The organism is Corynebacterium sp. HMSC073H12, from assembly GCF_001837775.1.
Taxonomy (GTDB): domain Bacteria; phylum Actinomycetota; class Actinomycetes; order Mycobacteriales; family Mycobacteriaceae; genus Corynebacterium; species Corynebacterium amycolatum.
On the sequence record NZ_KV834038.1, the window covers coordinates 239,775 to 265,196 of the forward strand.

The 25,422-nt window shown below is 59.4% G+C and carries 24 protein-coding genes and 1 pseudogene; 8 read left to right on the top strand and 17 right to left on the bottom strand.

Annotated features, from left to right (window positions below; translation table 11 throughout):
* Window positions 1–219 precede the first annotated feature (219 nt).
* The 5 genes from HMPREF2708_RS07735 to HMPREF2708_RS07755 form a co-directional block, all read right to left on the bottom strand.
* Window positions 220–387 carry a DUF3117 domain-containing protein gene (locus tag HMPREF2708_RS07735; RefSeq protein WP_005509573.1) on the bottom strand — a complete coding sequence of 56 codons (168 nt, stop codon included), beginning with the start codon at window positions 385–387 and terminating at the stop codon, window positions 220–222.
* Window positions 388–610: 223 nt separating this feature from the next.
* On the bottom strand, window positions 611–1,423 hold the full coding sequence (folP, locus tag HMPREF2708_RS07740) for a dihydropteroate synthase (protein WP_070833758.1): 813 nt from the start codon (window positions 1,421–1,423) through the stop codon (window positions 611–613).
* 45 nt (window positions 1,424–1,468) lie between these two features.
* A complete protein-coding gene (locus tag HMPREF2708_RS07745; RefSeq protein ID WP_070833759.1) occupies window positions 1,469–2,296 on the bottom strand; it encodes an LOG family protein in 828 nt (275 codons plus the stop codon).
* Between the two features lie 90 nt (window positions 2,297–2,386).
* The gene (gene dapE, locus HMPREF2708_RS07750; RefSeq protein WP_070833760.1) at window positions 2,387–3,523 is read right to left on the bottom strand and encodes a succinyl-diaminopimelate desuccinylase; all 1,137 of its coding nucleotides are present in this window, start codon (window positions 3,521–3,523) and stop codon (window positions 2,387–2,389) included.
* Window positions 3,524–3,528: 5 nt separating this feature from the next.
* Window positions 3,529–4,401 (bottom strand): hypothetical protein, encoded by an 873-nt coding sequence (locus HMPREF2708_RS07755; protein ID WP_246840382.1) that lies wholly within the window; start codon window positions 4,399–4,401, stop codon window positions 3,529–3,531.
* Between the two features lie 101 nt (window positions 4,402–4,502).
* Here HMPREF2708_RS07755 and HMPREF2708_RS07760 point away from each other — a divergent pair, with 101 nt between their 5' ends.
* The 3 genes from HMPREF2708_RS07760 to dapD all read left to right on the top strand — a co-directional run bounded on the left by HMPREF2708_RS07760 (window position 4,503) and on the right by dapD (window position 8,110).
* Complete coding sequence (locus tag HMPREF2708_RS07760; protein WP_070833762.1) at window positions 4,503–5,495, top strand: 2,3,4,5-tetrahydropyridine-2,6-dicarboxylate N-succinyltransferase; 993 nt, start codon at window positions 4,503–4,505, stop codon at window positions 5,493–5,495.
* A gap of 108 nt (window positions 5,496–5,603) precedes the next feature.
* A complete protein-coding gene (locus HMPREF2708_RS07765) occupies window positions 5,604–7,022 on the top strand; it encodes an amino acid permease (RefSeq protein ID WP_070833763.1) in 1,419 nt (472 codons plus the stop codon).
* A gap of 116 nt (window positions 7,023–7,138) precedes the next feature.
* A complete protein-coding gene (dapD, locus tag HMPREF2708_RS07770; RefSeq protein ID WP_070833764.1) occupies window positions 7,139–8,110 on the top strand; it encodes a 2,3,4,5-tetrahydropyridine-2,6-dicarboxylate N-succinyltransferase in 972 nt (323 codons plus the stop codon).
* Here dapD and HMPREF2708_RS07775 read toward each other — a convergent pair.
* From HMPREF2708_RS07775 to typA, 7 genes are all read right to left on the bottom strand, one after another.
* On the bottom strand, window positions 8,103–9,047 hold the full coding sequence (locus tag HMPREF2708_RS07775) for a pseudouridine synthase (protein ID WP_070833765.1): 945 nt from the start codon (window positions 9,045–9,047) through the stop codon (window positions 8,103–8,105). The genes dapD and HMPREF2708_RS07775 overlap by 8 nt on opposite strands.
* Window positions 9,048–9,136: 89 nt before the next feature.
* Window positions 9,137–10,264: a succinyldiaminopimelate transaminase gene (gene dapC, locus HMPREF2708_RS07780; RefSeq protein WP_070833766.1), complete on the bottom strand. Its 1,128-nt coding sequence runs from the start codon at window positions 10,262–10,264 to the stop codon at window positions 9,137–9,139.
* Window positions 10,265–10,319: 55 nt separating this feature from the next.
* Window positions 10,320–10,643: a ferredoxin gene (gene fdxA, locus HMPREF2708_RS07785; protein WP_048761072.1), complete on the bottom strand. Its 324-nt coding sequence runs from the start codon at window positions 10,641–10,643 to the stop codon at window positions 10,320–10,322.
* A gap of 244 nt (window positions 10,644–10,887) precedes the next feature.
* Entirely contained in the window at window positions 10,888–11,409 is a 522-nt protein-coding gene (locus HMPREF2708_RS07790) for a hypothetical protein (RefSeq protein ID WP_070833767.1), read from the bottom strand.
* Window positions 11,402–12,355, bottom strand: coding sequence for an N-acetyl-1-D-myo-inositol-2-amino-2-deoxy-alpha-D-glucopyranoside deacetylase (gene mshB / locus HMPREF2708_RS07795; RefSeq protein ID WP_070833768.1), 954 nt, complete (start codon window positions 12,353–12,355; stop codon window positions 11,402–11,404). The genes HMPREF2708_RS07790 and mshB overlap by 8 nt, the downstream gene beginning before the upstream one ends.
* Before the next feature lie 8 nt (window positions 12,356–12,363).
* Window positions 12,364–14,514: an ABC transporter family substrate-binding protein gene (locus HMPREF2708_RS07800; RefSeq protein WP_070833769.1), complete on the bottom strand. Its 2,151-nt coding sequence runs from the start codon at window positions 14,512–14,514 to the stop codon at window positions 12,364–12,366.
* 83 nt (window positions 14,515–14,597) lie between these two features.
* Window positions 14,598–16,511: a translational GTPase TypA gene (typA, locus tag HMPREF2708_RS07805; RefSeq protein ID WP_070833770.1), complete on the bottom strand. Its 1,914-nt coding sequence runs from the start codon at window positions 16,509–16,511 to the stop codon at window positions 14,598–14,600.
* Window positions 16,512–17,147: 636 nt separating this feature from the next.
* Here typA and HMPREF2708_RS07810 point away from each other — a divergent pair.
* From HMPREF2708_RS07810 to HMPREF2708_RS11290, 5 genes and pseudogenes are all read left to right on the top strand, one after another.
* Complete coding sequence (locus tag HMPREF2708_RS07810; protein WP_070833771.1) at window positions 17,148–17,840, top strand: Rv1157c family protein; 693 nt, start codon at window positions 17,148–17,150, stop codon at window positions 17,838–17,840.
* Between the two features lie 96 nt (window positions 17,841–17,936).
* Window positions 17,937–18,593 carry a ribonuclease FAU-1 family protein gene (locus HMPREF2708_RS07815; RefSeq protein WP_070833772.1) on the top strand — a complete coding sequence of 219 codons (657 nt, stop codon included), beginning with the start codon at window positions 17,937–17,939 and terminating at the stop codon, window positions 18,591–18,593.
* Window positions 18,594–18,623: 30 nt separating this feature from the next.
* Window positions 18,624–19,235, top strand: a complete 612-nt coding sequence (locus HMPREF2708_RS07820; RefSeq protein WP_070833773.1) for a suppressor of fused domain protein — start codon at window positions 18,624–18,626, stop codon at window positions 19,233–19,235.
* A 107-nt stretch (window positions 19,236–19,342) separates the two neighbouring features.
* Window positions 19,343–19,840, top strand: a complete 498-nt coding sequence (locus HMPREF2708_RS07825) for a hypothetical protein (protein WP_070833774.1) — start codon at window positions 19,343–19,345, stop codon at window positions 19,838–19,840.
* An 11-nt stretch (window positions 19,841–19,851) separates the two neighbouring features.
* Window positions 19,852–19,986: pseudogene (locus HMPREF2708_RS11290) on the top strand (amidohydrolase); the annotation flags it as partial.
* A gap of 326 nt (window positions 19,987–20,312) precedes the next feature.
* On the opposite strand, the gene HMPREF2708_RS07830 reads toward HMPREF2708_RS11290, so the two are convergent.
* The 5 genes from HMPREF2708_RS07830 to HMPREF2708_RS07850 all read right to left on the bottom strand — a co-directional run bounded on the left by HMPREF2708_RS07830 (window position 20,313) and on the right by HMPREF2708_RS07850 (window position 25,416).
* The gene (locus HMPREF2708_RS07830) at window positions 20,313–21,497 is read right to left on the bottom strand and encodes an acyl-CoA dehydrogenase family protein (RefSeq protein ID WP_016422383.1); all 1,185 of its coding nucleotides are present in this window, start codon (window positions 21,495–21,497) and stop codon (window positions 20,313–20,315) included.
* A gap of 107 nt (window positions 21,498–21,604) precedes the next feature.
* Window positions 21,605–22,450: a YdcF family protein gene (locus tag HMPREF2708_RS07835; RefSeq protein WP_070833775.1), complete on the bottom strand. Its 846-nt coding sequence runs from the start codon at window positions 22,448–22,450 to the stop codon at window positions 21,605–21,607.
* Window positions 22,450–22,965: a nucleoside/nucleotide kinase family protein gene (locus tag HMPREF2708_RS07840; protein WP_070833776.1), complete on the bottom strand. Its 516-nt coding sequence runs from the start codon at window positions 22,963–22,965 to the stop codon at window positions 22,450–22,452. Before HMPREF2708_RS07840 ends, HMPREF2708_RS07835 begins: the two co-directional genes overlap by 1 nt.
* A 19-nt stretch (window positions 22,966–22,984) precedes the next feature.
* On the bottom strand, window positions 22,985–23,803 hold the full coding sequence (locus HMPREF2708_RS07845) for an energy-coupling factor transporter transmembrane component T family protein (RefSeq protein WP_070833777.1): 819 nt from the start codon (window positions 23,801–23,803) through the stop codon (window positions 22,985–22,987).
* A complete protein-coding gene (locus HMPREF2708_RS07850; RefSeq protein WP_070833778.1) occupies window positions 23,800–25,416 on the bottom strand; it encodes an ABC transporter ATP-binding protein in 1,617 nt (538 codons plus the stop codon). The genes HMPREF2708_RS07845 and HMPREF2708_RS07850 overlap by 4 nt, the downstream gene beginning before the upstream one ends.
* Window positions 25,417–25,422 lie beyond the last annotated feature (6 nt).

Here is a 25,422-nt window from a genome sequence, read left to right on the forward strand (position 1 = left end):
AGTTACTGACTGCGTTTATGACAAAAATGGTCCGAAAAACGGCTTCAAAGTGTCATAAGCTCGCACAGTTTCACATGTGCAGCCCGTACTTTTTGTTTATAAACCCGCATTCGAGCCGTTATCACCTGAAAAAGAAAAGGCGACCTACACCATTTGTGTAGGTCACCCCTGGGTCAAAACCGGACAAGCCCGGCCGCTACCCCGCTACCCGGCTATCCACTACTCCACTACTGCTACGAGCTCTGCGCCGAGCTCCTTGGCTTCCTCTGGGGAGAGTTCCACCACCAGGCGCCCACCACCATCTGCGGGGACGCGCATCACAATCTTCTTGCCCTCTTTGACTGCCTCCAGCGGACCATCACCGGTACGCGGCTTCATTGCTGCCATGTGAACTCCTTCGTTCTAAGACAATGTCGATGCAGGAGACGACCAGCTACCCCAGCTCAGCTGTGGTAGCCGGGAGATTGACAATCCCGATTCAAGACCTCGGTCTAAGACCCCGGTTCAAGATCCCGGTTTAGAATCCCTGTCGGCATTTTCGACTACTTCTCTTCATCATAGTCCTTTGTTTCACGCAGCGGCATGGGTGAAGCACCTCGAACTACGCCCCTTACACCAGCCCACGCACCGGATGCAGTGGTGCAAAACCACCGGAAATAGCCAGAGTCATGCGACAGACATCAAGGGTTTCGGACACCTGATGCGAACGGAACACCGCAACGCCGGCAGCTGCCGCATGGGCAGTCGCTGCCAAGGTGCCGGGCACACGTTGCTCGACCGGGCGGTCCAGAGTCTCACCGACGAAGTCCTTATTCGACAGCGCCATCAGCACCGGCCAGCCTGTAGCCACGAGCTCATTGCAGCGCCGCAGAAGTTCGAGGCCGTGGTAGGTGTTCTTGCCAAAGTCGTGGGTGGGATCGATGAGAATGCGGTCCTCCGGCACGCCAGCGTCCACTGCCCTCTGGGCGAGTTTGCCGGTTTCTGAGATGACATCGTCCACGACGTCGTCGTAACGCACGCGAATCGGATTGGTGCGTGGCAGTGCCCCACCGGTGTGCGAGCAGACGTAACCCATCCCGTGGGCGCCCGCGACTTCCAGCAGCTCCGGGTCATGGCCTGCCCAAGTGTCGTTAATGAGGTTGGCGCCAGCGTTGATGGCGGCCTCTCCGACTTCTGCGCGCCAGGTGTCGACGCTGATGTGCAGGTCAGGATAGCGCTCGCGAACCTGCGCGATGGTCGGCACCACACGCTCGATCTCCTCGGCAACGGTTACTTCCGCACCGATACCGGCCTTGACACCGCCGATGTCAACAATGCCCGCGCCTGCCGCAACAACTTCGTCGACGCGAGCAAGCGCGGTCTCCTCCGCAGCCGTCGCGCCATGGTCATAGAAGGAATCCGGGGTGCGATTGACGATAGCCATCACCGTCGGCACCGCGGAGTCCTGATAAAAACTCCGCACAGCGTCCTACCTTTCGCTGAAGCGACGGACTCGGCGGAGCTTTTCGCGAACGTCAGAGGTCTGCTCACACTCTTCCATCAGCTTTTCGTGCGCGGCCTCGATGTACTCGACAGCTTCTTCAACGGAGTCGGTGACCAGGAAGAGGTCCATATCAGTCGGAGAAATCAGCTCCACGGCCACCAGTTTCTCGCGCATCCAATCAACCAGCCCCGACCAGAACTCAGTGCCGAGCAGCACGATTGGGTGATTTTCCACCTTCTCGGTCTGCACCATCACCAGTGACTCAAAAAGTTCATCGAGCGTGCCGAAACCACCCGGCAGGCAAATAAACGCCTGCGAGTACTTCAGGAACATGGTCTTACGCACGAAGAAGTAGCGGAAGTTCATGCCCAGGTCGACCCAGTCATTCAAGTGCTGCTCGTGCGGCAGCTCAATGCCCAATCCAATGGACAGGCCGTCGGCGTCGTAGCAGCCGCGGTTGGCGGCTTCCATGATGCCCGGGCCGCCACCGGTGATGGTCGCGTAACCCGCCTCCGCCAGCGCCTTGCCCAGGTCGAAGCCCCACTGGTAGTAAGGGCTGTCCTCGGTCAAGCGTGCAGAACCGTACACCGTCACCGCCGGCGGGATTTCCGCCAACGCACCAAAGCCGTCAACGAACTCCGACTGAATGCGCAGCACACGCCAGGTATCGTTGTGCAGCCAATCCGTGTTTGGATTGTGCGACAACAGCCTGCGATCTGTGGTGGATGCCTGCGGTTCACCCGCCTGTCGGATTGCAATCGGGCCACGAAGTGCACGGCGCTTAGCTGGGGACGGAGTACGTACGGGTTTCATAACCTCACAATGTATGCCAGCTACGACATACTCGCACCCGGTCGGCGTGGCAGGGTGTGTTTTAGGCTCACTCAGTCACCGGCGCCGTGGTCACTCAGCCACCGGCGCGGTGGTCAAGTACCGCCGCAAATCCTCCCACAGTGCCGTTATGCACTCGACCGGAATCTGCTCATCCTTCTTGTGGCAGTACGCCGGGTCACCCGGGCCAAAGTTCACCGCAGGAATGCCGAGCGCCGAAAAACGCGCCACATCGGTCCACCCAAACTTGGGCTTTACGACGTCGCCTGCGACCGCAACCAACTCCTTCGCAGCAGCCGCATGCAGTCCCGGCAGTGCCCCAGGGCTCACATCCTCGACATCGACGGTGAGGTCCTCGGCCGCGAACTCGTCGAGCCCCAGCACCTGGCGGAAGTGTGCCATAGCCTCATCGGCGCTGCGGTTGGGCGCGAATCGGAAGTTGACCCGCAACACGGCCTCATCGGGGACCGTGTTGGTGGCAACTCCGGCCTCCAGCCAGACGACGTTGAGCCCTTCGCGGTAGGCCAAGCCGTCGATGTCCACAGTCTGCGGTTCATACTCCGCAATCCGCGTGAGCACCGGCGCGAGCTTGTGCACCGCATTGTCGCCGAGCCACGCCCGAGCCGAGTGCGCACGTGTGCCGTGAGCGGTCAAACGCAGGCGAATAGAGCCCTGACAACCGGCTTCGATGACATTGCCGCTGGGCTCGCCTAGCAGAGCGACATCGCCAGCCAGAAGCTCCGGATGCGACTCACTCAAGTGCCGCAACCCGTTGAACTCCGCGGCGATTTCTTCGCATTCGTACATGATGAGCGTCAGGTCGCGCTGCAGCTCCTGGCTTGCCGCTAGCGTCGCAAAAGCATGCAGATAGACCGCGTCCCCGCTTTTCATATCCACAGTTCCGCAGCCAAAGAGTGTGTCTCTCCCCTGCGCGTCTACCCCACGCGTCGAAGGCACATTGTCCGCAGTCGGCACCGTATCCAGGTGTCCGGCCAGAATCACACGCTGCGGCAATCCACGATGGGTCCGTGCAATCACGTTGTTGTCGATGCGCAGGACCTCAATCGACTCATCTGCCTGCGCTACCTCACGCAATGCCACCTCGACGGCATCCGCAATCGCGATCTCATTGTGGGACACCGATTCGATGTCCACCAGTGCCGCCGTGAGGTCTACAGGATCTTGGAGCAGATTTAACTTCGATTTCACATCAATTAAGCGTACAAACCATTGTGCGCCAGCGAAACCAGAATTTTGTGATGAATATGCGCCGCACGACCATTGATCGCATCCCCATTGGCAGGCGCGCCACCACCGAGGAACAGCGCCAGCTCATGCGGTTCGGCGGAGGTCACACCAATTCTCCCCTCCGCAGATCCCTTGAGCCCATCTGCCACCTCAAAGACCAGGGTTTTCGCCCCTTCCGGGAGAGTCTGGGCAATGATTTCCTCCGGAGTTTCGCTTGCCGACGACCCCAGCGCCCGCTCCTCTCCCGCATTATCGGTCACCTCTCCGTCGCCGCCTTCTTCCTCGACAACGCCCGCGCCGGGCCCATAGACCACAGCCACACGGGAGCCATAGACCGCAATCACCGGACGAAGCTCATTCGTACTGACAATCACCGTAGAACCGGCCAGCGGCTTACAGACGGCCGCGACAATCTTGGCCGTTGCATGTGGCAGCTGCACTGGAGTGGGATCGATGTCTCGTCGATAAGCAGGACGAAGCGTTTCGGCGACATCGCCCAGCTCATCGCGCTCCCACATCGGCAGCGCGTCGATGCGTGTCTGCTGATCGCGGTTCTTGCGCTCCAGCAGAAGACGGGCGATCATGCCACCACCGAGCCCCACCGCGATGGCAACTGTGAGAACCAGCACAAGACGGTTCGGCGCGATGAGCGCAACCACTGCGGCAATAGCCACACCGACTGCGCCAATTGGCATTGCTCGCGGCGGCAAAACGAAACCAAAGAAGCTGGCTACGGCGAGAATCCAAGCACTCAGCAGTGCGAATCCGACATAGAAGACCACCGGCAGGGCCAGGACGAAGCCGAGTCCGAGCACACTGACAGCGATGATAAGGCTCACCAAGAACCACTGTTTCATCTTCTGTGTGCTTTCAAGGCCAGCTAGGGGCATAGTTCATCCTTCCGCGAAGATTCCTCTAAGGGATACTAATATTAAGAATCATGATTACATCTGGTGCTGTCGCTACGGGAATCGCCAATATCGCAATGGACGGTACAGTTCTTGATACTTGGTTTCCCGCACCTCAGTTAAGCGATGAGGTCGTAGAATCAACCACCCATCGCCTCGGCGCCGCAGACCTGACCCCACAACTGCTGCGCCAAGTGATTTTGGACGAGGACCGCCGCGTGGAGCAGGTGGCAGTGCGCACGTCCATTGAGGATTTGTCCAAGCCTGCTGTCGACCCGCACGATGCCTACCTGCGCCTGCATCTGCTCTCTCACCGCCTGGTCAAGCCGCACCAGCTCAACACCAAGGGCCTCTACGAGCTGCTCCATGTAGTGGCGTGGACCAACAAGGGGCCATGCCTGCCGGACAACTTCGAGCAACTGCGTACCCACTTGCGCGTCCGCGGCCTGATTCACGTCTATGCCATCGACCGCATGCCGCGCATGGTCGACTATGTGCTGCCAGCCGGTGTCCGCATTGCAGAGGCCGAGCGCGTGCGGCTGGGCGCTTATCTAGCACCGGGTACATCCGTACTGCGCGAGGGATTTGTCTCGCTGAACTCGGGCACTCTGGGCCCATGCAAGATTGAGGGACGTCTATCCTCCGGTGTTGTCATTGGCGCGCACACGAAGGTGGGGCTGTCGGCCTCCATCATTGCCGCTCACGACGATTCCGGTCAGCGTAAGCCGCTCACGGTTGGCGAGCGCTGCCACATCGATATCGCGGCCGGCACCGTCGGCGTCAGCCTCGGTAATGACTGCATTATTGACCGAAGCATCCTCATTGCCCCCGATACGCCCATCGATGTCCCCGAAGAGAACCACCGTATTCAGGCATGGGAAATCTCGGGCCGCGACAATATGCACTTCTACCATCACCCGGACCACTCGGCGGTGTGCGTCCGCCGCACGGAGCGCTCGGGCAATGACGAAGGTGCCGCTACTTTCGCTCAGCTTGCCGACGTGCCGGATGAGCTGGCCGGATAACCTACTTTAGGTGTCTTGAAGGCACATTAATTGGCCCCGAAACGGTGAACGGGGGTAAACCCGTAATACGGTTATTGCCCCTGTTATCAGCCAGGTAATGTTTGCGACATGACCGAATCGCAAATTACCTCCACCTCCGGCGAGACAACTCAGCTGGGCAAGGGGCTGCAGGTTCGACACCTGACCATGATGGGTCTTGGCTCCGCAATCGGCGCCGGCCTTTTCCTTGGTACGGGCGTCGGCATTAAGGCAGCTGGCCCGGGTGTTCTGATCTCCTATGTCATCGCTGGCTTCATCGTCGTCCTCGTCATGCAGATGCTCGGCGAGATGGCCGCTGCCCGCCCGACACCGGGTAGCTTCTCCACCTATGCTGAGATGGCCTTTGGTTCTTCGGCTGGCTTTGTCCTCGGCTGGCTCTACTGGTTCATGCTCATCATGGTGCTCGGCGCTGAAATCACCGGCGCCGGTGCCATCATGGGTGCGTGGTTCGGTATTCCGGGCTGGATTCCAGGCCTAGTCTGTGTTGTCTTCTTCGCTGTAGTGAATTTGGCGAATGTGCGCGGTTTCGGCGAGTTTGAGTTCTGGTTCGCGTTCATCAAGGTCGCGGTGATTATCGCGTTCTTGGTCATTGGCGTTCTTCTTTTCTTCGGTCTGCTGCCAGGCACCAGCTTCGTCGGTACGACGCATATTGCCGAATCCGGATTCCTCCCGAACGGCGTGTCCGGCATTGCCGCTGGTCTGTTGGCTGTGGCCTTCGCCTTCGGCGGTATCGAGATTGTCACGATTGCCGCTGCTGAGGCCGAGAATCCGCAGCGCTCCATCGCTGCTGCTGTCCGCTCAGTGATCTTCCGCATCTCTGTGTTCTACCTGGGCTGCGTGACCGTTATCATCCTGCTGCTGCCGTACTCCCAGATCGACGGCGCTGACTCCGCAGCTGAGTCGCCGTTCACCCAGGTTTTGAAGCAGGCGAACATTCCAGGTGCCGTTGGCTTCATGGAGGCCATTATCGTTCTGGCGCTGCTGTCCGCGTTCAACGCTCAGATCTACGCCACCTCTCGCCTGGTCTACTCGATGTCCACCCGCGGTGAGGCACCGCGCTTCTTCGCCCACACCAATGAGCACGCAGTTCCGAACCGTGCGGTCATTATGTCGATGGTCTTCGCCTTCATCTCCGTTGGCCTACAGGTTGTCTTCGACGGTTCGAGTGTCCTGGTCTTCCTGCTGAACGCTGTCGGCGGCTGCTTGCTGGTGATCTGGCTGGTCATTGCCCTGTCCGAGATTAAGCTGCGCCCGCAGATGGAGGCCAACAACGAGCTTTCCGTTCGCATGTGGGCCTACCCGGCACTGTCCTGGGTAGCGGTCATCCTGATCCTGGGCCTCGCTGTTGGCATGCTCACCGATCCTGGTGCTCGCCAGCAGGTTATCGCCGTAGTGTGTGTCACTGCGTTCCTCGCGGTGCTTGCCGCGCTGACTAAGAAGAGCCGCACCGCGGCCCGCGAGGCCTTCGAGTCCAGCGATAGCAACTAGCCCGTGACAACTAATTACAGGGTCTAACCACCCTGCTACCCCTATCCGAACACATCCTTGCTACACATTTGCGGAACACTTTTCATAGATAGGGATATGCCGGTAGCCTGTTTTCCATGAATTTTGGAGCACAAGCTACCGGCATTGCCACTTTTAACAACGATACTGTTCTCGACGTCTGGTTCCCCGCCCCCAAGCTCATCGAAGAGGGCACGGCAACCTCCACCACGACCGGAACCATCGACACCGACGCGCTCCCCGAAGATTTCACCTACCTCGCAGACCTGGCCGTAGCCGATGCGGACCGTGGTACCACACGCCGTCTGGTCACAGCTACTATCGCTTCACTCGATGACGCACCCGCCGACACCATCGACGCCTACCTGCGCCTCCATCTGCTCTCCCACCGCTTGGTTGTGCCCAACAGCATCAACCTGGACGGCATCTTCGGCAAGCTCAACAACGTGGTGTGGACCAATTTTGGCCCCTGTGCTGTCGAAGGCTTCGAGGTGACCCGAGCCAAGTTGTCACGCCGCGGGCCTGTCACCGTCTACTCCATCGATAAATTCCCTCGCATGGTCGACTACGTCACTCCCACCGGAGTCCGCATCGGTGACGCCGACCGCGTGCGCCTTGGAGCCCACCTCGCAGAGGGCACCACAGTCATGCACGAGGGCTTCGTCAACTTCAACGCAGGCACGCTTGGACACTCCATGGTGGAAGGTCGTATCTCCCAGGGCGTCATCGTCGACGACGGCTCCGATATCGGCGGCGGAGCGTCCATCATGGGCACACTATCCGGCGGAGGTAAGGAAGTTGTGTCCGTCGGCAAGCGATGCCTACTCGGTGCGAACGCTGGACTCGGCATCTCGCTCGGCGATGACTGCGTACTGGAAGCCGGGCTCTACATCACCGCCGGCACGAAGTGTCACGTTGCCCTGGACGGCGTGAAGAAGACGCTCAAGGCCCGCGAGCTTTCGGGCGGATCGAATATGCTCTTCCGCCGCAATTCACTCTCTGGTGCAGTCGAGGTTGTGCCGTGGGCTGCCGAAAAGGTGAAGCTCAGCGCCGATCTGCACGCTAACTAAAGGCGGTCGGCACGTCTGCCGGGGCCGAAATATTCCGCGCGCTCCGGTAGGCACGTCGCTCACCAGTGACGGGGTCGATGAACGCCAATGCGGTCGCCGTCAGGCGCAACTGCGGCGTGTACTTTGGCGCGTTGCCCGCGCTTGCCGACGGCCCCTGCGTCCCAACCTCTCGGCCATAGGTGTCCTCACCGAGAATGGGATAGCCTAGCCAGTCCATCGTCGCCCGCAGCTGATGTGTACGGCCCGTATGGGGCTGTAGCCGCCAGTGCCCCACCTGCATGCGGCTACCGCAATGCCCGCAACCACAGCCGACTGCATGCTGCGGAATACTGGCGCTGGTCGCACCACCGCCACGGCTGCTCGCCAGCACATCGCCGATATCCGCCGCTATCGGGCCTAGGAAGGTCACTGTTGTGTGTGCGAGCTTGAACTTGGGATTCTTCGCAGCGGCGCGTGTGGGATCATTGGTCTCCACAACTTTTACGCCGCGTCCCACGGGGTTGGGATCGAGCAGAAGCGTGACATCCCTGGTTTCCCCCGCATGCCAATCATCGGGCATCACGGTGAGGCATTCGTATTCTTTGGTGATTTCCTGGTTTTGGAAAAGCTGCTGGTAGCGCGCACGAGTAGCCGGATTCCGAGAGAGCAACAGCAGCCCGCTGGTCAGCAGGTCCAGGCGGTGAACGGCCACAATCTCCGATTCCCCGAGACTACGTCGCAGGCGCTCCTGCACGGTATTGGCCACGATGCGGCCATTGGGGGTCGCTGGCAGAAAAGGTGGCTTGTCTACGACCAAAAATTCATCAGTGTCGGCCACAATTACCGGCTCAAAGGGGATGTACTCCTCGCGCTCGTGAGCGGCGGCATCGACTTGCGCTGCCTGACGGTTCTTCTCAAGTCCCCACCAAGCATCTCGATTGCCTGCGGCACGTCCCACGGCACGCCCCCTTTTTTATGATTTGGTCTATGCCGATGTCGGCACCGTTTGCAGCATTCGGCCTACTCGGGCCAGCACATCTGGCCGGGCTAGCCGCGAATGCGCGCCGCGGCCACTTCTATATCGTTGAGCGTCGCTGTGAGCCCCACCCGCACGTGCTGCGCACCCTTGGGGCCGTAGAAGCTACCCGGCGCGACCAGGATGCCGCGTTCGGCCAGCCAATCAACCGTCTGCCAGCAGTCTTCCCCGCGAGTAACCCACAGATAGAGCCCGCCCTCGGAGTCATCGACAAGAAAACCTGCGGCTACCAGTGCATCGCGCAGAATCTCACGGCGGTCACTGTAGCGCTGCTTTTGTTCGGCCTCGTGGGAGTCGTCGTTAAGCGCGGCGATCGTGGCGTGCTGGATGGGTCCCGGCATCATCAGCCCCATGTGACGGCGCACGGAAACCAGCTCGGCAATAAGGTCCGCATCGCCGGCGAACCAGCCGGTGCGGTACGACGCCATGTTCGACGTCTTGGACAGCGAGTGGATAGCTAGCAAGTTGGTGAAATCACCGTCGCACACTTGCGGGTCGAGAATACTGACTGGCTGTTCAGTCCAACCGAGCCCCAGGTAGCACTCGTCAGAGGCGACGATGACGTCCCGAGCACGAGCCCACTCAACCACCTTGCGCAGGTGTTCAACACCAAGGACCTTGCCGTTGGGGTTGCCCGGGGAATTGATGAACATCAGTGTCGGCGAGGCGGGGCCGATTTGCGTCAGCGAGTCCGCACGCAGCAGCTCAGCGCCTGCGATGCGAACGCCGACCTCGTAGGTGGGATATGCCAGCTCGGGGATGACGACGGTATGCCCCGCCCCTACGCCGAGGAGGAAAGGAAGCCAGCCAATCGCTTCCTTGGTACCGATGACCGGAAGCACATTGCCGCCGTTGACCGCCGACTCCAGTCCCGTCACGCCGTAACGCCGCGCCATCGCTGCAACAATCGCCGCGCGTAGCTCAGGCGTGCCGACGGTCTGAGGGTAGCCCGGTGCGGCAGCGCCTTCGGAAAGGCCCTGCCGGATTATCGGAGCGACTTCATCGACCGGTGTACCGACCGAGAGATTCACCATGCCCTCGGGATACGCAGCCGCAGTGGCTTTCGCCTGCGTGAGAGAATCCCACGGAAACTGAGGCAGAAGAGAACCGGGAGTTACACGCTTGCGGGCTGCTGACATGAGCGGTGATGAAGTCCTTACCGGGAGAAGGAAATGGTTTTAATCCGCTGTGGATTTAGTCTTCTGCCTGTGGCGGCAGAGCTGCCACGAATGGCACGTCGAAGTCCTGCGGGCCGAGCTTGGCAGCGCCGCCCGGGGAACCCAGCTCATCGAACCAGTCGACGTTGGCATCGATGTATTCAATCCACTCATCCGGAACATCGTCTTCATAGAAGATGGCCTCGACTGGGCAGACCGGCTCACAGGCGCCGCAGTCCACGCACTCATCAGGGTGAATGTAGAGCATGCGCTTGCCCTCATAAATGCAGTCAACCGGGCACTCTTCGACGCAGGCACGGTCGAGGACATCAACACATGGCTGAGCAATGATGTAAGTCATGGTTTTAGGTTTAAGAACCTTTCTCACAAGATATGGGCTGAGGCTTTCGCTATCTGTCGATTATGCCGTTCCAACGAGAACCAGAGCAAAATAGACAGAGCGGTATATTCAGATTGGAGTCTACACCCAACGTGGGTGTTGTTATCAACTAGCTCCAGAAAGATGCGCATTCATGCAGGCCTGCCCTGCATAAGTTCCCCACCGTCTCCTACAGCATCGACTGCAGGTTCCGCTGCAGTTTCCGTTAGAGTGCCCGCAGATGGCGCAGTGGCCAGGCACCGCCCAGCACACCGCAAACAAGCAGCAGAACTGTTCGCAACCACTGCCCCATTGCCAAATCACCACCGAAGGGCAACACTGCCCACAGCAAAATGCCTGCAAAGCCCAGCACCCAGATGACAGTCGGAATCGCAGCTTTAGAGCGATCACGAGTCCACAGCAACGCAGTATTGGTGATAACCAGATTGGCAATATAGGCCAACGGAATAGTCCACGGCAACGGAATAGCAACCGAGCCGACGGTAATCCACGCTCCGAGGAAAACTACCTCAATCACCAGCGCTGCCAGCGCAGCCAGCGACAGCCACACCAGCGCTACCGTGACTTCACCCTGATGGAAGTTCTCGCGTGGCTGCGAACGTTCCGGATCGCCCCAATAGCGCTCATCTCCAAACGTGCGCTTTTCAATACTCAAGCGCTCGTTTTTCAACTTTCCGCCAGCAGCGTTAATCAAGTCTTCGCTTTCGTGAGGTTGAAGGTCACTCATCGTCCGCACTCCCCTCCGCTTCCAGATCTACGCTTGGTACATAGTCGACGCTCGCTACCGGCCCTGGCAGTAATTGGATATTCACCAGCTCCCCCAGAGCTTCCAGGGACGCCGCAGTCGCCGTACCAAAACGGTATGCCTCAGTCGGCGTCACCGGCTGACACAGCAAATTGGAAAAGGCCCAGACGGCTCGCGCATGACCAGAACCATCAGTCTGCCCATAGACAGCATCTGGATTGACCTCACTGACGGAACCATCGGCGAACCACACTTGTGTCGCATGCGCGCGCATGGCCTCAACCTTGGCAGCCACAGCGGTATCATCCAGCTGAACCTCGAAATGGCCAGTCACGGTGGCGAAGTCATCGACATCGCACGCCTGCCAGCTCTCCGGTACCACGGTAATGGCATCCAGCCCCGCCGCCATTGCCTCACGATCGGTGACCGCCCACAGCGTCGGAAAGCGATTTCCGCACGCCGCGACAGTGATATCGTGCGCACGAATGTGGTCCGGATGCCCATAGCCACCATCGGCATCGTAGGTAATGACCAGATCTGGCTGCAGCTCATCGAGGATGGTGCGAAGCTGGGCGACCGCCTCATCACCTGAGTTCACGAACGCGCGGGGATGCTCATTGCCCTTGTCACCGGCCATACCGGAGTCACGCCAACGCCCGGCACCACCGAGGAACCGCGGCGCATTTTCTGGAGCATTGGCCCCAAGCGCACGCAGCGCCGAGCGCAACTCGGCGACGCGGAAACCGCCCAACTGGTCGGCTTCATCAGCAACTAGCCCCTGGTATGGCGCGCCGATGACCTCTCCCAGCTCGCCCATCGTGCAGGTCACTACGCTTACCGACGCTCCGGACCGCGCGGCAGCCGCAATCAAACCACCTGTCCAAATGGACTCGTCATCTGGATGTGCGTGAACAAAAAGTAACTTCACGGACTTTCTTACTTCCCCTTGTTCTCCTGGTCGACGTTATCGCGGCCATCTTGGTTCTGACCCGAACCGTCCTGCTCTGTATCTTCGCGCGGATTATCTCCCGGCTGAGAATTCTCAGACGATTCTCGAGCCCCACTCTGTGTCGAGACACGGCGAACCTCGCCCAGAACACCGAGGCGGCCCAACACTGGGTCATCGGTCCACTGCGAAGAGTCCCTCCTCCCGGTAATTGTAATTTCCGGGCTGACCACCGTCAGCAAGCCGTCTTTCACCAAGGTCAGCTCGATACTGTGGCCAGCAATGGTATCGGCGAGTTCAGCGGGCAACGCAGAACTGTCGGGAGCGAGCAGCTCATCAATCTGTGGGTCACAAAGGCCGGAGAGATTCTCGCTCCGAGCAGCCGATTTCGGAGCAACTGGTACTCCATTTAGGTCAGCCGGCTCCGCTGAGGTAGAAGATTTGGACTGCTCAGACGGTGTTGTCCCGTCCAATGAGCCCTGCTCTTCGGCACTCTTTTCCCGATCTCCACTTGGCGCAGGTTTTGTCGAACTGTCGACGCTCTCAGAATCAGAATCAGACTCGGACTCAGACTCAGCAGCCGACTCTGCGCCCGCTTCGTCCAGGTCCTTCGGCGGCAGCGAACTGACCGAGCCTTCCGTACACGCATAGCGTTCCCGGGCCGCCTGGACAGAATTGGGCTGCTCTGCCCATGCCACCACGGCATCGACAGTTCCGTAGGGCAACGAAGACCGCAGCATGTCCGCCGGAGAATACGAAACAACGGTGGCGGGGATACCAGCTGCAGTCAGCTGGTCAGCGACCGCAAAAGCCGCAGCGCGTGCCGCTATACCGTCGCTAATGATGCCAATTCGTAGCGGATTGTCCTCAGTAATACCGGCCTGTGGTGTCTCGGATTGCTCCTGGTCACCACCGTCACCAGAACCACCCGCAATTCGGCGGCCGGTGGCCACCTCTGAGACCTCTGCAACGTTGATGCTGCTCAGAATGGTCCGGCGGACGGACTCGTCGGCAAGCCTGTTCGACGCGAGATTGGTACTGAAAACCAGTTCTCGGTTTGGCTCATGGAAAAACTCAGCAACACCGGGGATCAGACCGTACGTCAGCTCAGATGTCTCCGTAGGACGGACCTGCACGGCCTGGATCTGCTTCGAACGCAGTTGCTCCGCACCATCGATGGCACTACGCATGGCGCGCAGCGTAATAATCTCCGAGGCCGCTGGTTGCTCACCCCAGTAGCGGTCATTTCGAACCAGTCGAATAACGTTGCGGCCGACATCCATCGACTCGACGGTGTACTGCCCACCGGAAGCCGGGAAACGACTGGCCAGCCCTTCGGAAAAACCATCAGTGTTCGACCGCATCAGATGCGCCGGCAAGAGATGCGCAAACAGGCGCTGCCAATGCGTAATCGGCTCAGTGAACGTCACGTCAATCTGACGGCCCCCGTCAGAGACATCAATGGATTTAATCAGCTCATAGGTCGCTGTATCCAACGATCCTGGAGTGGACGTGACTTGGGAATGCAGATAGCGGAAGTCCTCGCCGCTAATCGGTGTGCCATCGCTCCACTGCGCCCCCTTTCGAATGCGGTAGCGGACATGCTCTGCCGCTACCGTCGGATCCGTGATGTCAACATCGGCTGCTTTCCAGCCTCCAGCTCCATTACTGGTGTCGCCGTCTTTGCTGTCATCGTTCCTGATGACCTGCACGGAATCCAATAAATCGGAGTTGAGCAGCCACTGGGGAGCACCTGCCGAGCGGGCATTGGCAGCGTTATCCACCACTCCGGGAGCTTGCGCGGAGACAGTAGCGTCACCAGCCTCGCCCTCAACTGGCGCGGGGGTGAAAACACTGGGCAGTGTCAGTCGCGCTACCAGGCTGGTCACCGGGGAGACGTCGGCAAGCAAATGCGGATTGAAGCCTTCGACAAACTCGTCGACACCGACCGTGACTTCACGCATCTTTTTAGCCTGGTCAGCGGTGTCTTCCTGCTGTACCGGCACGTCCTGCTGCCCGGGCACAGTCGGAGCGTCGGACGGGCGAGCCATGCACGAGGACGCCAAAGCCGCCGTCACACAGAGTGTCGATGCTACGAAAAATCGACGAGAAGCTGCGTGACGACGGCTGCGAATAAACATATTCACGAGATTACTCGACACCTGGCCGAGTCAGTTACCCCGAGACCGGTTTTCCAGGTGGCCTGGCCCCCTAGTAACCCGAATTACTTCTTATTCATTGCCTTCGCGCGGGAACGGGCGCGAGCGCGATCGGTGGCGCTGAGGATCTGCTTGCGTACGCGAATGCCCTCCGGGGTGACCTCAACACACTCGTCAGCGCCACAGAACTCCATAGCCTCATCGAGGGAGAGCTTGTGAGCCTTCTCCAGGGTCACGGTCGCATCAGCCGAGGCTGCGCGCATATTCGTCAGCTTCTTTTCCTTGGTGATGTTGATGTCCATGTCCTCATCACGCGGATTCTGGCCAACAACCATGCCCTCATAGGCCTGGTCACCCGGCTCGACGAAGAAAGTACCGCGGTCAGAAAGCTGGATCAGCGCGTAAGCGGTGATCTGGCCGGTACGGTCAGCCACCAGCGAACCAGTCGGGCGGTCCTTAATCTCGCCTGCCCACTCGCCATAACCTGCCGAGTAGTGGTTGGCGATACCGGTGCCCTTGGTCTCCGTCATGAAAGTGGTGCGGAAGCCAATCAGACCGCGGGACGGAACCAGGAACTCCATGCGCACCCAACCGGTGCCCTGGTTACCCATCTGTTCCATGCGTCCCTTACGAGCCGCCATCAGCTGGGTGACCGCACCCAGGTGCTCTTCTGGAACATCGATGGTCAGGTGCTCGTACGGCTCCTGAACCTTGCCATCGACGGTCTTGGTAACAACCTGCGGCTTACCGACGGTCAGCTCAAAGCCCTCACGACGCATAGTTTCAACCAGAACGGACAGCGCCATTTCACCACGGCCCTGCACCTCCCAGGCATCCGGGCGTTCGGTCGGCAGCACGCGCAGCGAGACGTTACCGATCAGCTCCTGGTCCAGGCGGGCCTTGACCATACGAGCGGTCAGCTTATCGCCACCACCCTGGCCTGCCAGTGGCGAGGTGTTCACACCGATCGTCATGGAGATAGCCGGCTCATCGACCAGAATGCGCGGCAGCGGATCCGGGTGCTCAGCATCACAGAGAGAGTCACCGATCATGACCTCGTCGATACCGGAAATAGCAGCGATGTCACCTGCAATGGCCTCTTCAGCAGGAACACGGGTCACGCCGACGGTACGCAACAGCTCCGCGACCTTCGCATTCTTGATGTGCTCATTGCCATCAGAGTCATAGTGAATCCACGAAATCTGCTGTCCCTTGCGGATACGGCCCTTGTGAATACGAATCAGGCCAATTCGACCAAGGAAGGAGCTGGAGTCCAGGTTAGTAACCTGCGCCTGCAGCGGGGCATCAATCTCAGCGGACGGCTCCGGGAGCACCTCGGTGATGACGTCGAACAGCGGCTGCAAGTTCTCAGACTCCGGCAAGTTGCCGTTACCCGGGTTCTCCGTCGAAGCCTTACCGGCACGACCGGAAGCATAGAGAACCGGCAGCTCAAGGTTGCGCTCAGCGACCTCAGCAGCTTCCGGGTCTTCCAGGGTGGAGGCTAGCTCTAGCAGCAGATCCTGGGCTTCCTCAACAACCTCGTCGATACGTGCATCTGGGCGGTCAGTCTTGTTGACCACAATGATTACCGGCATGCAGGCAGCAAGCGCCTTTCCCAGGACGAAGCGGGTCTGCGGCAGCGGACCTTCAGAGGAGTCAATCAGCAGCACGACACCGTCAACCATGGACAGTGCGCGCTCCACCTCGCCACCAAAGTCGGCGTGACCGGGGGTGTCAATGACGTTGATGATGAGATCTTCGCCGTTCTTGCCCTCACCTTTTCGGCGAATAGCGGTGTTCTTCGCCAAGATGGTGATGCCCTTTTCCTTTTCAAGGTCACCAGAGTCCATCACTCGGTCTGCAACTTCTTCGTGGTCGCCGAAAACGCCGGACTGCTCCAGCATGGCGTTCACGAGAGTGGTCTTGCCATGGTCGACGTGTGCGACAATGGCGACATTACGGAACTCGGTATCGCTCACAGGCGGATAGCTCCTAACAAGCTAATAGGACTAAAAGAAAAAGATACGGCCTTGCCCTAAAGGACTGTCTTTTGCGACTGCCTTTAACGCCCCGCATCAACGCGTAATAAAGCGTTCTACAGTGTACTCCTTCTTAATGGCCCTGCACATCTGGCAGAGCTTCTCGCAACCCCGAGCGCCTATCCGTCATGCAAAGTGGCACTGCCGCGCCACCCTTAGGTATAAATTACCCCCTTGTTGCACCCCCGCTTTACCGACAGCCATAACGGCATATCAGCCCACACCACAACGCTTCACGACGGTAATCCCTCAGCCCGCCATGTGATAGATGTGACCAAATGTCATAGTTGTAACCCCACGGGATAAGACTTGACTCCGCCCGCTTACGCGCTGCGAAACACCATTAACCCCACACATATGCAGTATGTCTCAATTTTCACAAATATCTCTTTCTACACCTTTATTCACTCTAGTTGACTTGCGACACGCGGGAATCCGTGCGTTAATCTCCTGAGAAGATTCTGAACATTTCTTTTTCAAATCTTTCCAATTCACGTTGGAGTCGTTCTAAGATGAGCAACGATTCCGAAATTTTGATTCCGACTCCAATAGCCCACGAATGAGAGGTACTTCACCGTGGTTTCGACTGGACGCTCCTTCCTGCGCCGTGCCGCAGCGACCTTGGGTGCAGCTGCAATTCTCACTGCGGGCATGACTCCCGCCGCTTCTGCTTCCCCCTCGCTGGACTCCCTGAACATCGCTTCGCCGGATCTTTACGGCAACGCGCGCGACATCATTAACTCCCCAGGTGTTCCTGAGGAGATTTCCAGCGCACTGAACAAGGGAATTGACTTCCTGACTGGTGAGGGCGACGGCGAGCCGGGCTTCGAGGTTCCGGAAGGCGCCCCGAAGACCAACCAGTTCTTGCTGCCGACCGTGGCTGACAAGTGCATCGGTGGCGAAAGCCGCTCCATCGGTATGGCCACCTCCGTTCCGGGTCCGGCTGACCTGCCGCTGCCTGGCGTTCCGGAAAACCAGCTTGGCTTCGTCTTCACTGGCCTGGGCACCAAGCAGCTGGCTAAGGAACAGAACACCGAGATGAACGTCTACTGGGTCAACGTTGCCAACGGCAAGTACGGCAAGACCACCCTGGAGAACAACGGCATCAACGCCGAGGAGGGCCCGGGCGCTGTCAACGGCACCGCTGACACGGGCAAGGGCGTGGTCATCGCTGTCATGCAGGGCGGTATCACCACTCAGGAAGAGCCTGGCCCGACCAACTGCAACTACACCCCGACTGCCGGTGTCTTCCCGGTCGGCCTGAACTAAGTTTTTCTAGTTCTCCCCTAGCCCTTTTTGCATCACGTATGCAGAAAGGGCTTTTCTATGCCCAAAAAGGCAGCCCCCACACGTTAAGGTATTCGCATGTCCACTTCACCGGCGACTTCACCGGCCACTTCGGCTTCGACCGCGGCAGCTCCTGCACTCTCCCCGATTCACTCGAGTCAGGACACACATCCTCCAAAAGTCGAGACCTTTGACCTACGTGAAATGGTCAACATCGACCCCAAGGGCTTTCAGCGCAAAGTCGACGAGTTCCGAACTCTCACACCCAGCCGCCTCTATATGCGCCGTGGGATGGATCATCCAAAGTTTGGATATCTTGAGTCATTCCTGCTTGCCGACGAAGGGTTGCGCATCAGCATTTATCACTTCCGCCCGGGCGTGAAGGTGGAACACCAACGCTATGTCGATATTGTCAGCATCGACCGCACTGATCCGCAGTGCTGGCGTATGACCGATTTGTATCTCGACATCCTGCAGGCACCGACCGACCCTGAGGCCATAGCTCCCCTACCTGTCGATGCGGCCACGCAGATTCGAGTTGAAGATGTCGACGAGCTCGTCGCGGCCCACACTCAGGGACTGATTAGCGATGAACTCACCGAGTTCGCTATCGAGACCACGCTGACTGCACGCGCCGCAATCGCTGCACACGGTGACAACATTGATGCGTGGATGCAGACTTTGAACCTCGAAGCGACGTGGGCTGATGCTGTTGAGCTTTCGCCTGCAGCCTAGAACTACCACCTCAACAAAGGAGTACCGTTCGTGTTCGATAACTTAACCGGCCCCATCCCTCCCGCCGGCCCTGATAGCAATGCGATCATCAAAGCCGTCCGAGCAGCATTTACCTCCTATTTTGAAGAGTCCAACCCCGGCGAAGCCCAGCTGACCTTCCTCGGCTCTGCTCCGCTGAAGATGCTGCGCTTCGGACCTGACGCAGACCGGATTGTCACCTACGCAACACTCGGTTGCAGTGCCGAGGCGATGCAAGATCCGTCCGCAATGGTGGTGGACACCAACGCTGGCCCGCGTGCCGAGCTCATCTTGCCTATTCGTGGTGGTCTGGACGAAGTCATCCGCCCGCTGGGTATTCTTGCCGCTTCCCCAAGCATCGAAGGCCTCATCCTCACCGAGGGTGCACTTATCGACTTTGGCCAGCCACTGTGGGATCAATCGCGCTTCACAGGTTTTGTGCTGCTCAAGGCAGAAATCCCGCCGGTCGTGGTAGAGGAAAACGAAGTCACGATCTTCCAGCCAGTCCCGGCCACAACCAACGAATTTGCCCTTGCTCGCGCTAAGGGCGTTGACGAATTGCGTCGCGTGTGGGAAACCCAAGGTGTCGACTTCACCGACCCGCACCGCACCAGCGCTGTATAAAAGTTAGCTTTTTGGACAGTTGCCGATTATCTGCTCGTCGGCAAGCGATAAGTGCAACCCAGCAGTGACGTTTCGCGCCGCGACTGCGTGGTTTAGAGTGTGGAGTTATGGCAGTCAATTCGGCTAAAGACGTTCCTTACCATGCGGCGCAGTCCTTTAGGTGGTGGCGGCTGGCGGTATATGTTTACATCCCAGCGCTAATCCTCACCGTGGTCAGTTCCATATTGCAATGGGATGCGACTGTTACGGAAGCGGCAAAGGCCAACAACATCGAGGTTTCCGCCGCTCAGACCAGCTTGGCCGTGAGCTTCGCGTTTGCGATTATCGCACAGACGGCAACGGCGATTGCGTGCTGGTGGCTTGCTGGCAAACTCCTTGAAGGATCGACGGCAGCGCGCACGGTGCTGTCCGTGGCAGCGGCAGTTTTTGTCATTAATGCATCAATGACGCTGGTCGGAACGATTTCCCAGGTGCGCGCCGGAGACTCCTCGGCGCTCGGTTTGATTACAGCTGGCCTGCTGATTGTTGCCTCTATCATCGCCGCAACTGCAACCGCCCAGTCCTACCGCGGCGAGCGAAACCAGAAGTTCTTTGTGACGACGTAGGCAGCGCTTAGGGGCTCGGCGGCTTCGCGGATGAGCGCAGCGCCGTTGGCAACCACAACCCAGCTTTCGCCCCTGACCTCCAACCCACTCTTGACCAAGGAGCAGAGACAATCGTTGTAGCTTCCTGTGCTTGGTTGGCGAAATGAAGGTGCGATCAGCAAGGCTGATGCGTGCGACTGCTGGCGAGCTGGTGGATGGTGTAGTGCAGGGCTCGCGCGGGACGGCCGAAAAACCTGGGACGAAGAGACAAAATTACGGGCTGCAAATGTGAAACTGTGCGAGTTTATGGCACTTTCAGGCCATTTTTCAGCCTATTTTTGTCATAAACGCAGTCAGTAACTCATATTGGCCCGCCGCCAGCCATAAACGCAGTCAGTAACTCGAATTGGGGTTAATAGACAAAATCTGGGTGATGTGGCGGCATGAAACAGCCCCCGCCGTTTCAGCGGGGGTTTGGTGTTTGTGCTGGTAGTTAGCGCTTTTGTGCGTCTGCGAGGATCTGGCGGCCTGCGACCATGCGGCAGATCTGGTTGGTGCCCTCGTAGATCTGGGTGATCTTGGCGTCACGCATCATGCGCTCAACCGGGAAGTCACGGGTGAAGCCGTAACCGCCGAGCAGCTGCACGGCATCAGTGGTGACCTGCATAGCAACGTCGGAGGCGAAGGTCTTGGCGTTTGCGGCCATCAGACCCAGGCGAGCGCCGCCCTCAGCAGTGCCACGCTCAGCGTTAGCGGCTGCGGTGTAGACCATGAGACGAGCAGCGTCAATCTTCATACGCATGTCAGCCAGCATGAACTGGGTGTTCTGGAAAGCTGCAATCGGCTTGCCGAACTGCTGGCGCTCCTGCACGTAACCGACGGCGTAGTCGTAAGCACCCTGCGCGATGCCCAGTGCCTGTGCACCAATAGTCGGGCGGGTGTGGTCCAGGGTCTCCAAGGCGGTCTTGAAACCGGTGCCCTCTTCGCCGATGATGCGGTCAGCCGGGATACGGCAGTTTTCGAAGTACAGCTCCGCAGTCGGGGAACCCTTGATGCCCAGCTTGTGCTCCAGGCCACCGACGCGGAAGCCCTCGTCGTCCTTGTGGACCATGAATGCGGAAATGCCGTTGGCACCCTTCTCCGGGTCGGTGACAGCCATGACGGTGTACCAAGTGGAGCGGCCACCGTTAGTGATGAAGCACTTGGAGCCGTTGAGGACCCACTCATCGCCCTCACGGACAGCGCGGGTCTTCATGGAACCGGCATCCGAACCAGCCTCACGCTCAGTCAGTGCGTAGGAAGCCATTTCACCGTTGGCGATGTCCGGCAGGACCTTGCTCTTCAGCTCGTCGGAGCCCTTGAGGATCAGGCCCATGGTGCCCAGCTTGTTCACAGCCGGGATAAGAGAAGCCGAGCCACAGACGCGAGCAACTTCCTCAATAACGATGCAGGCCGCAACCGAGTCCGCACCCTGACCACCGAACTGCTCCGGAACGTGGACGGCGTTGAAGCCAGCCTCGTTGAGAGCCTTCAGAGCCTCTTCCGGGAAACGCTCGTTCTCATCGACGTCCGCTGCGTACGGAGCAATCTGCTTCTCCGCCAGATCACGGATAACGGCGCGGAGCTCCTGGTGCTCCTCTGGCAGCTGGAACAGGTCGAATCCTGGGGTCAAAGCCATGTGGGTGTTCCTCCCGATTTAATGATTCCGATGTCGTGGTCGATATCGCGCTCTACGCATTTCTACGCAGCTCTATCACCGCACGACGTAATTATCTTCGTTTGATACTAGTGGCTAACACTTTGTTGCACCCGCGAAATTCGTAAAATTCTCGCGTTTCCGCTCGGCGCCCACAGAATAAACTGCGCTAAGAATTCCCGCAGCAGCGATGTCGCCCAGTACCTTAACGGCGTATAGGCTCCGACGACACACCAGGATTCCAGCCCCCGTTCGCGCACGAGCTTCGCTACCCGTGGCACGTGAAAATCACTGGTCACAACAACCGTTCCAGCGCTCAACGCACCGTCTGCGCCACGCATCAACTCGCACGCATAGTCAATGTTTTCCGACGTATTCGTCGATTGGTTCTCGGCGATCAACTCGATGTCACCACGCTTTACGACGTCCCCAGCGTTCGCCTCCAACCACTCCACCATGGCGTCCGCTTCGGAGCTGGTGGCATCTGTCACCGCTTCACTGCCGCGCCCACCGGAGCAGATAATTCGCTCGGTGCGCTCATCACACGCTGCCACTGCTCGCTGCAATCTTTTGGCCAGCAAGACCGAGGGCCGATTGTTCTTCAATGCGCATCCCAGCACAATCACGGTGCGTGGCGGCACAGTTGGCTTTTTGGCAGCACATCGAAGGCGAACGGCCTCGAAAACTATCGCTGCGGCTCCTGGTACTGCGAGGCCGGCGAGCAGGGGCGTCGTCAAGCGATGCGATGCGCGGGCGTAATAGGCGCGGTAGCTGGCCAGCGTCCACGTGGCACCGACTGCGGGAAGAACCCACCGCGGAGGTCTGCGATTGGGCAGGCGTGGTGGGCGTAGCTCCGAACTAGCGGCGACACGTAGTCCGCCGACGAGGAGCATAGAACCAAAGCCTGCACCGAGGCACGCGAGCGTTTTTCTCATCAGAGTTTCCACATTAACTGTTCTGGGACGTTGATAGTCCAGTCGACGAGCTGTTGCGGATTGTGCTTGGCCATGTGCTGAGATTCCTGCTCGGCCCACATGTCCCAGTGTTCCTCGAAGTGGTCGTCGCGAGCCATGGCGCGGGCAAAGCGAGTCTGCGTGTCCAGCTCTACCCAGACTCCCCATGCGTTGCCGTCACCGATGGCACGGGCAGCGGCAAGATTAGCTTCAGTGACAGCGCCGCAGCCTTCGACGATGAGAGAGCAGTCCGGTGGCGTGGGTACCCACTCGGCGAATTCACTGGCGTACCAGTCCCAACGGCGATACCCGCGCTCATCGGCCGGTAGCGCGGGATTCAAAATGGTCTCCGCGACTGCGGCCGATGCTTTCTGCAGGCCGGACCAGCCCGGATAAACATCTTCCAAGTGAATCACTGGCCAACCGAGGATACTGTGCAACTTTGCCGAAAAGGTGGTTTTGCCACTGCCGGAACGGCCGTCGATAAGCAGAATCATCGTGATTGAAACGCCTTTACTACGCCACGCCCAAGAAGCGGAACTCCCCGGCCCACACGGAAATACCGATTGCTGCGACGGCGATGGCAAGGCAGGCGGCCATGGTGACATAGTCACGCGCGGCCAATGTCGAGGAGTGCCACCACGTACGCTTAATCGGTGCGCCAAAGCCGCGGGCTTCCATGGCCGTAGCCAGTTTAGTGCCGCGGCGCAGCGCAAACACCAGCAGAGCGAACACCTGGGAAATAGTGCGGCGGATTGCGCCATGGTCACCCAAACCGCGTGCTCGACGGGCTCGAGTCAGCGCCTGCCAATCACTGATGAACAGACCGACGAGCCGCAGACTCGCCACCGTTGCCAGCACAAACCGGCTGGGCAGCTTGAGAATCTGCGCCAGCCCATTGCCCAGATCGGTGGGATCGATATTGGCTGTCAGCACGATAACTGGAGTACCGATAGCCAGCACACGCAACATGATCGCGATGGCCAGGGAAATGGAATTATCCGTCACATGCGCAAGCAGAAAGGAGAAATACTCTTTGCCCTCCGGGTTGCCGTAGAGCGCCATCGAGATGCCCGAGATGGGCGCGGCGATGAGAAGCGGCAGGCTGCGTCCTAGAAAACGACGAAAACCCAAACCCGACAGTGGCACCAAGAAAAGCGTGCAGACAAGCGCGACCACTGCAGAGACCCAGTCGATGGAAATCAGCAGCGGTGTGGTGAGCAAGAATAGGCCCAGTACTCTCGCCACCGGGTTGACCGTCGCGAGGAAAGGCTGCTTGCTCTGCTCGGCGCTCTGCGTACCTTCAGCCGTACCCGCAGAACCGACTTCAGTCACGATTTCCCTCCTGCTTCGCCCTGGCCGTGCGAACCGCTATTGCTGCTCGGACCGGCCTGCTCCCCCGAACCACGCTGTCCCGGCGCCGCACGGCCTGACCGCTCCGGATGAAACGCATCCATGTCGACGACGTAGTCCCCCATCGCTTGGACCACCAACGGATCGTGGGTAATCGAAATAACAGTTCGGCCGTCGTCTGCAAGTTGGCGAAGCAAAGTGAGCAGCTCGGTGAATGTCCGGCGGTCTTGGCCGAAGGTCGGTTCGTCGAGAAGCACAATATCCGGCGCTGTCGCCAGCATGGTCGCCACCGACAGACGTCGCTTCTCACCGCCGGAAAGCGAGAATGGATTCGCCTTGGTCAGGGCGGTTAGCCGCAGCCGCTCAAGTAATTCCTCGATGCGCTGATCAGCGTTGACACCGACAAGTTTGGGGCCAAGCTGCAACTCTTCCAGCACTGTGCCGGTGACGAATTGATGCTCGGGGTCCTGGAACACCGTGCCAATCCGAGTAGCCAACCTCTTCGACGGCCATTTCCACGGCGCGCTACCGCTGCCTGCCACTTGGACCGTGCCCGCCATTGGCTCAAGCAGACCGCCGAGCGTCAGCGCTAGCGTGGACTTGCCGCTGCCATTGTGACCAACAATGCAGGTGGAAGCTCGAGATGGGATTGAAATTGATACACCGCGAGCAATCGGTTCAACAGCTTCGCCACCGCTGAACCAGGACTTCTTCGCGCCATAGCCGATGTCCAACTCGCGGGTTTCAATCGCGATGTCACCGCTAGAGTGCCCGTCCTGGTCGCAGGCAACTGAACGCGCGTCCGGCAGCGCGGGCGGAGCTCCCGGAATCCACACCCCAGCATCCGTCAGAGCCTGCCCGTGGTCTTCCAAGACACGATGAGGCGCACCATCGGCAATCACACCTTCGCGGCCCAGCACGATGATGCGGTCGACCACATCGACCCACGCATCCACTCGATGCTCGACCACGATCAGCGCCGCACCGGTTCTCTCCGCCGCGGTAATCGCCGCATCGCGTAGTACCGGCACACCGGCCGGATCGATGTTGGCCGTCGGCTCGTCCAAGCAAATGACCCGTGCACCCATCGCCAGCACACCCGCCAATGCGAGACGCTGTTTCTGTCCCCCGGAAAGCCGGTGCGTGGGATGGTCCAACGGCAAATCCAGTCCCACCACATCCAGGCTGGCGCGTACTCGGTTGCCGATCTCAGCCGGGGCAACGCCAAGGTTTTCCGCACCAAAGGCAACATCGTCGCCAACGCGGGCACTAATCGTCTGCGAGTCAGGGTCTTGCAGCACTAAGCCCACCGCGCCCCGTGCGGAAGCGGGAGTACAACCTTCAATCAGGAGCTCTCCGGTGGCTTCGCCATCGGAGTCGTCGCCAAGCACGCCAGCAATAGCGGCAAGCAGCGTCGACTTCCCCACCCCCGATGGGCCGAGCAACAGCACCTTTTCACCACGCTCGACGTCCAGCGTGATGTCGTTCAGTACCGCAGCTTTGCGCCCCGCGTGCCGATATCCGAACCCCCGCGCGCTCACCGCAGGGACATTTCCGCTTGACGACGGCCCCCGCGTCAACGCCTCATCTGTCATCGATTT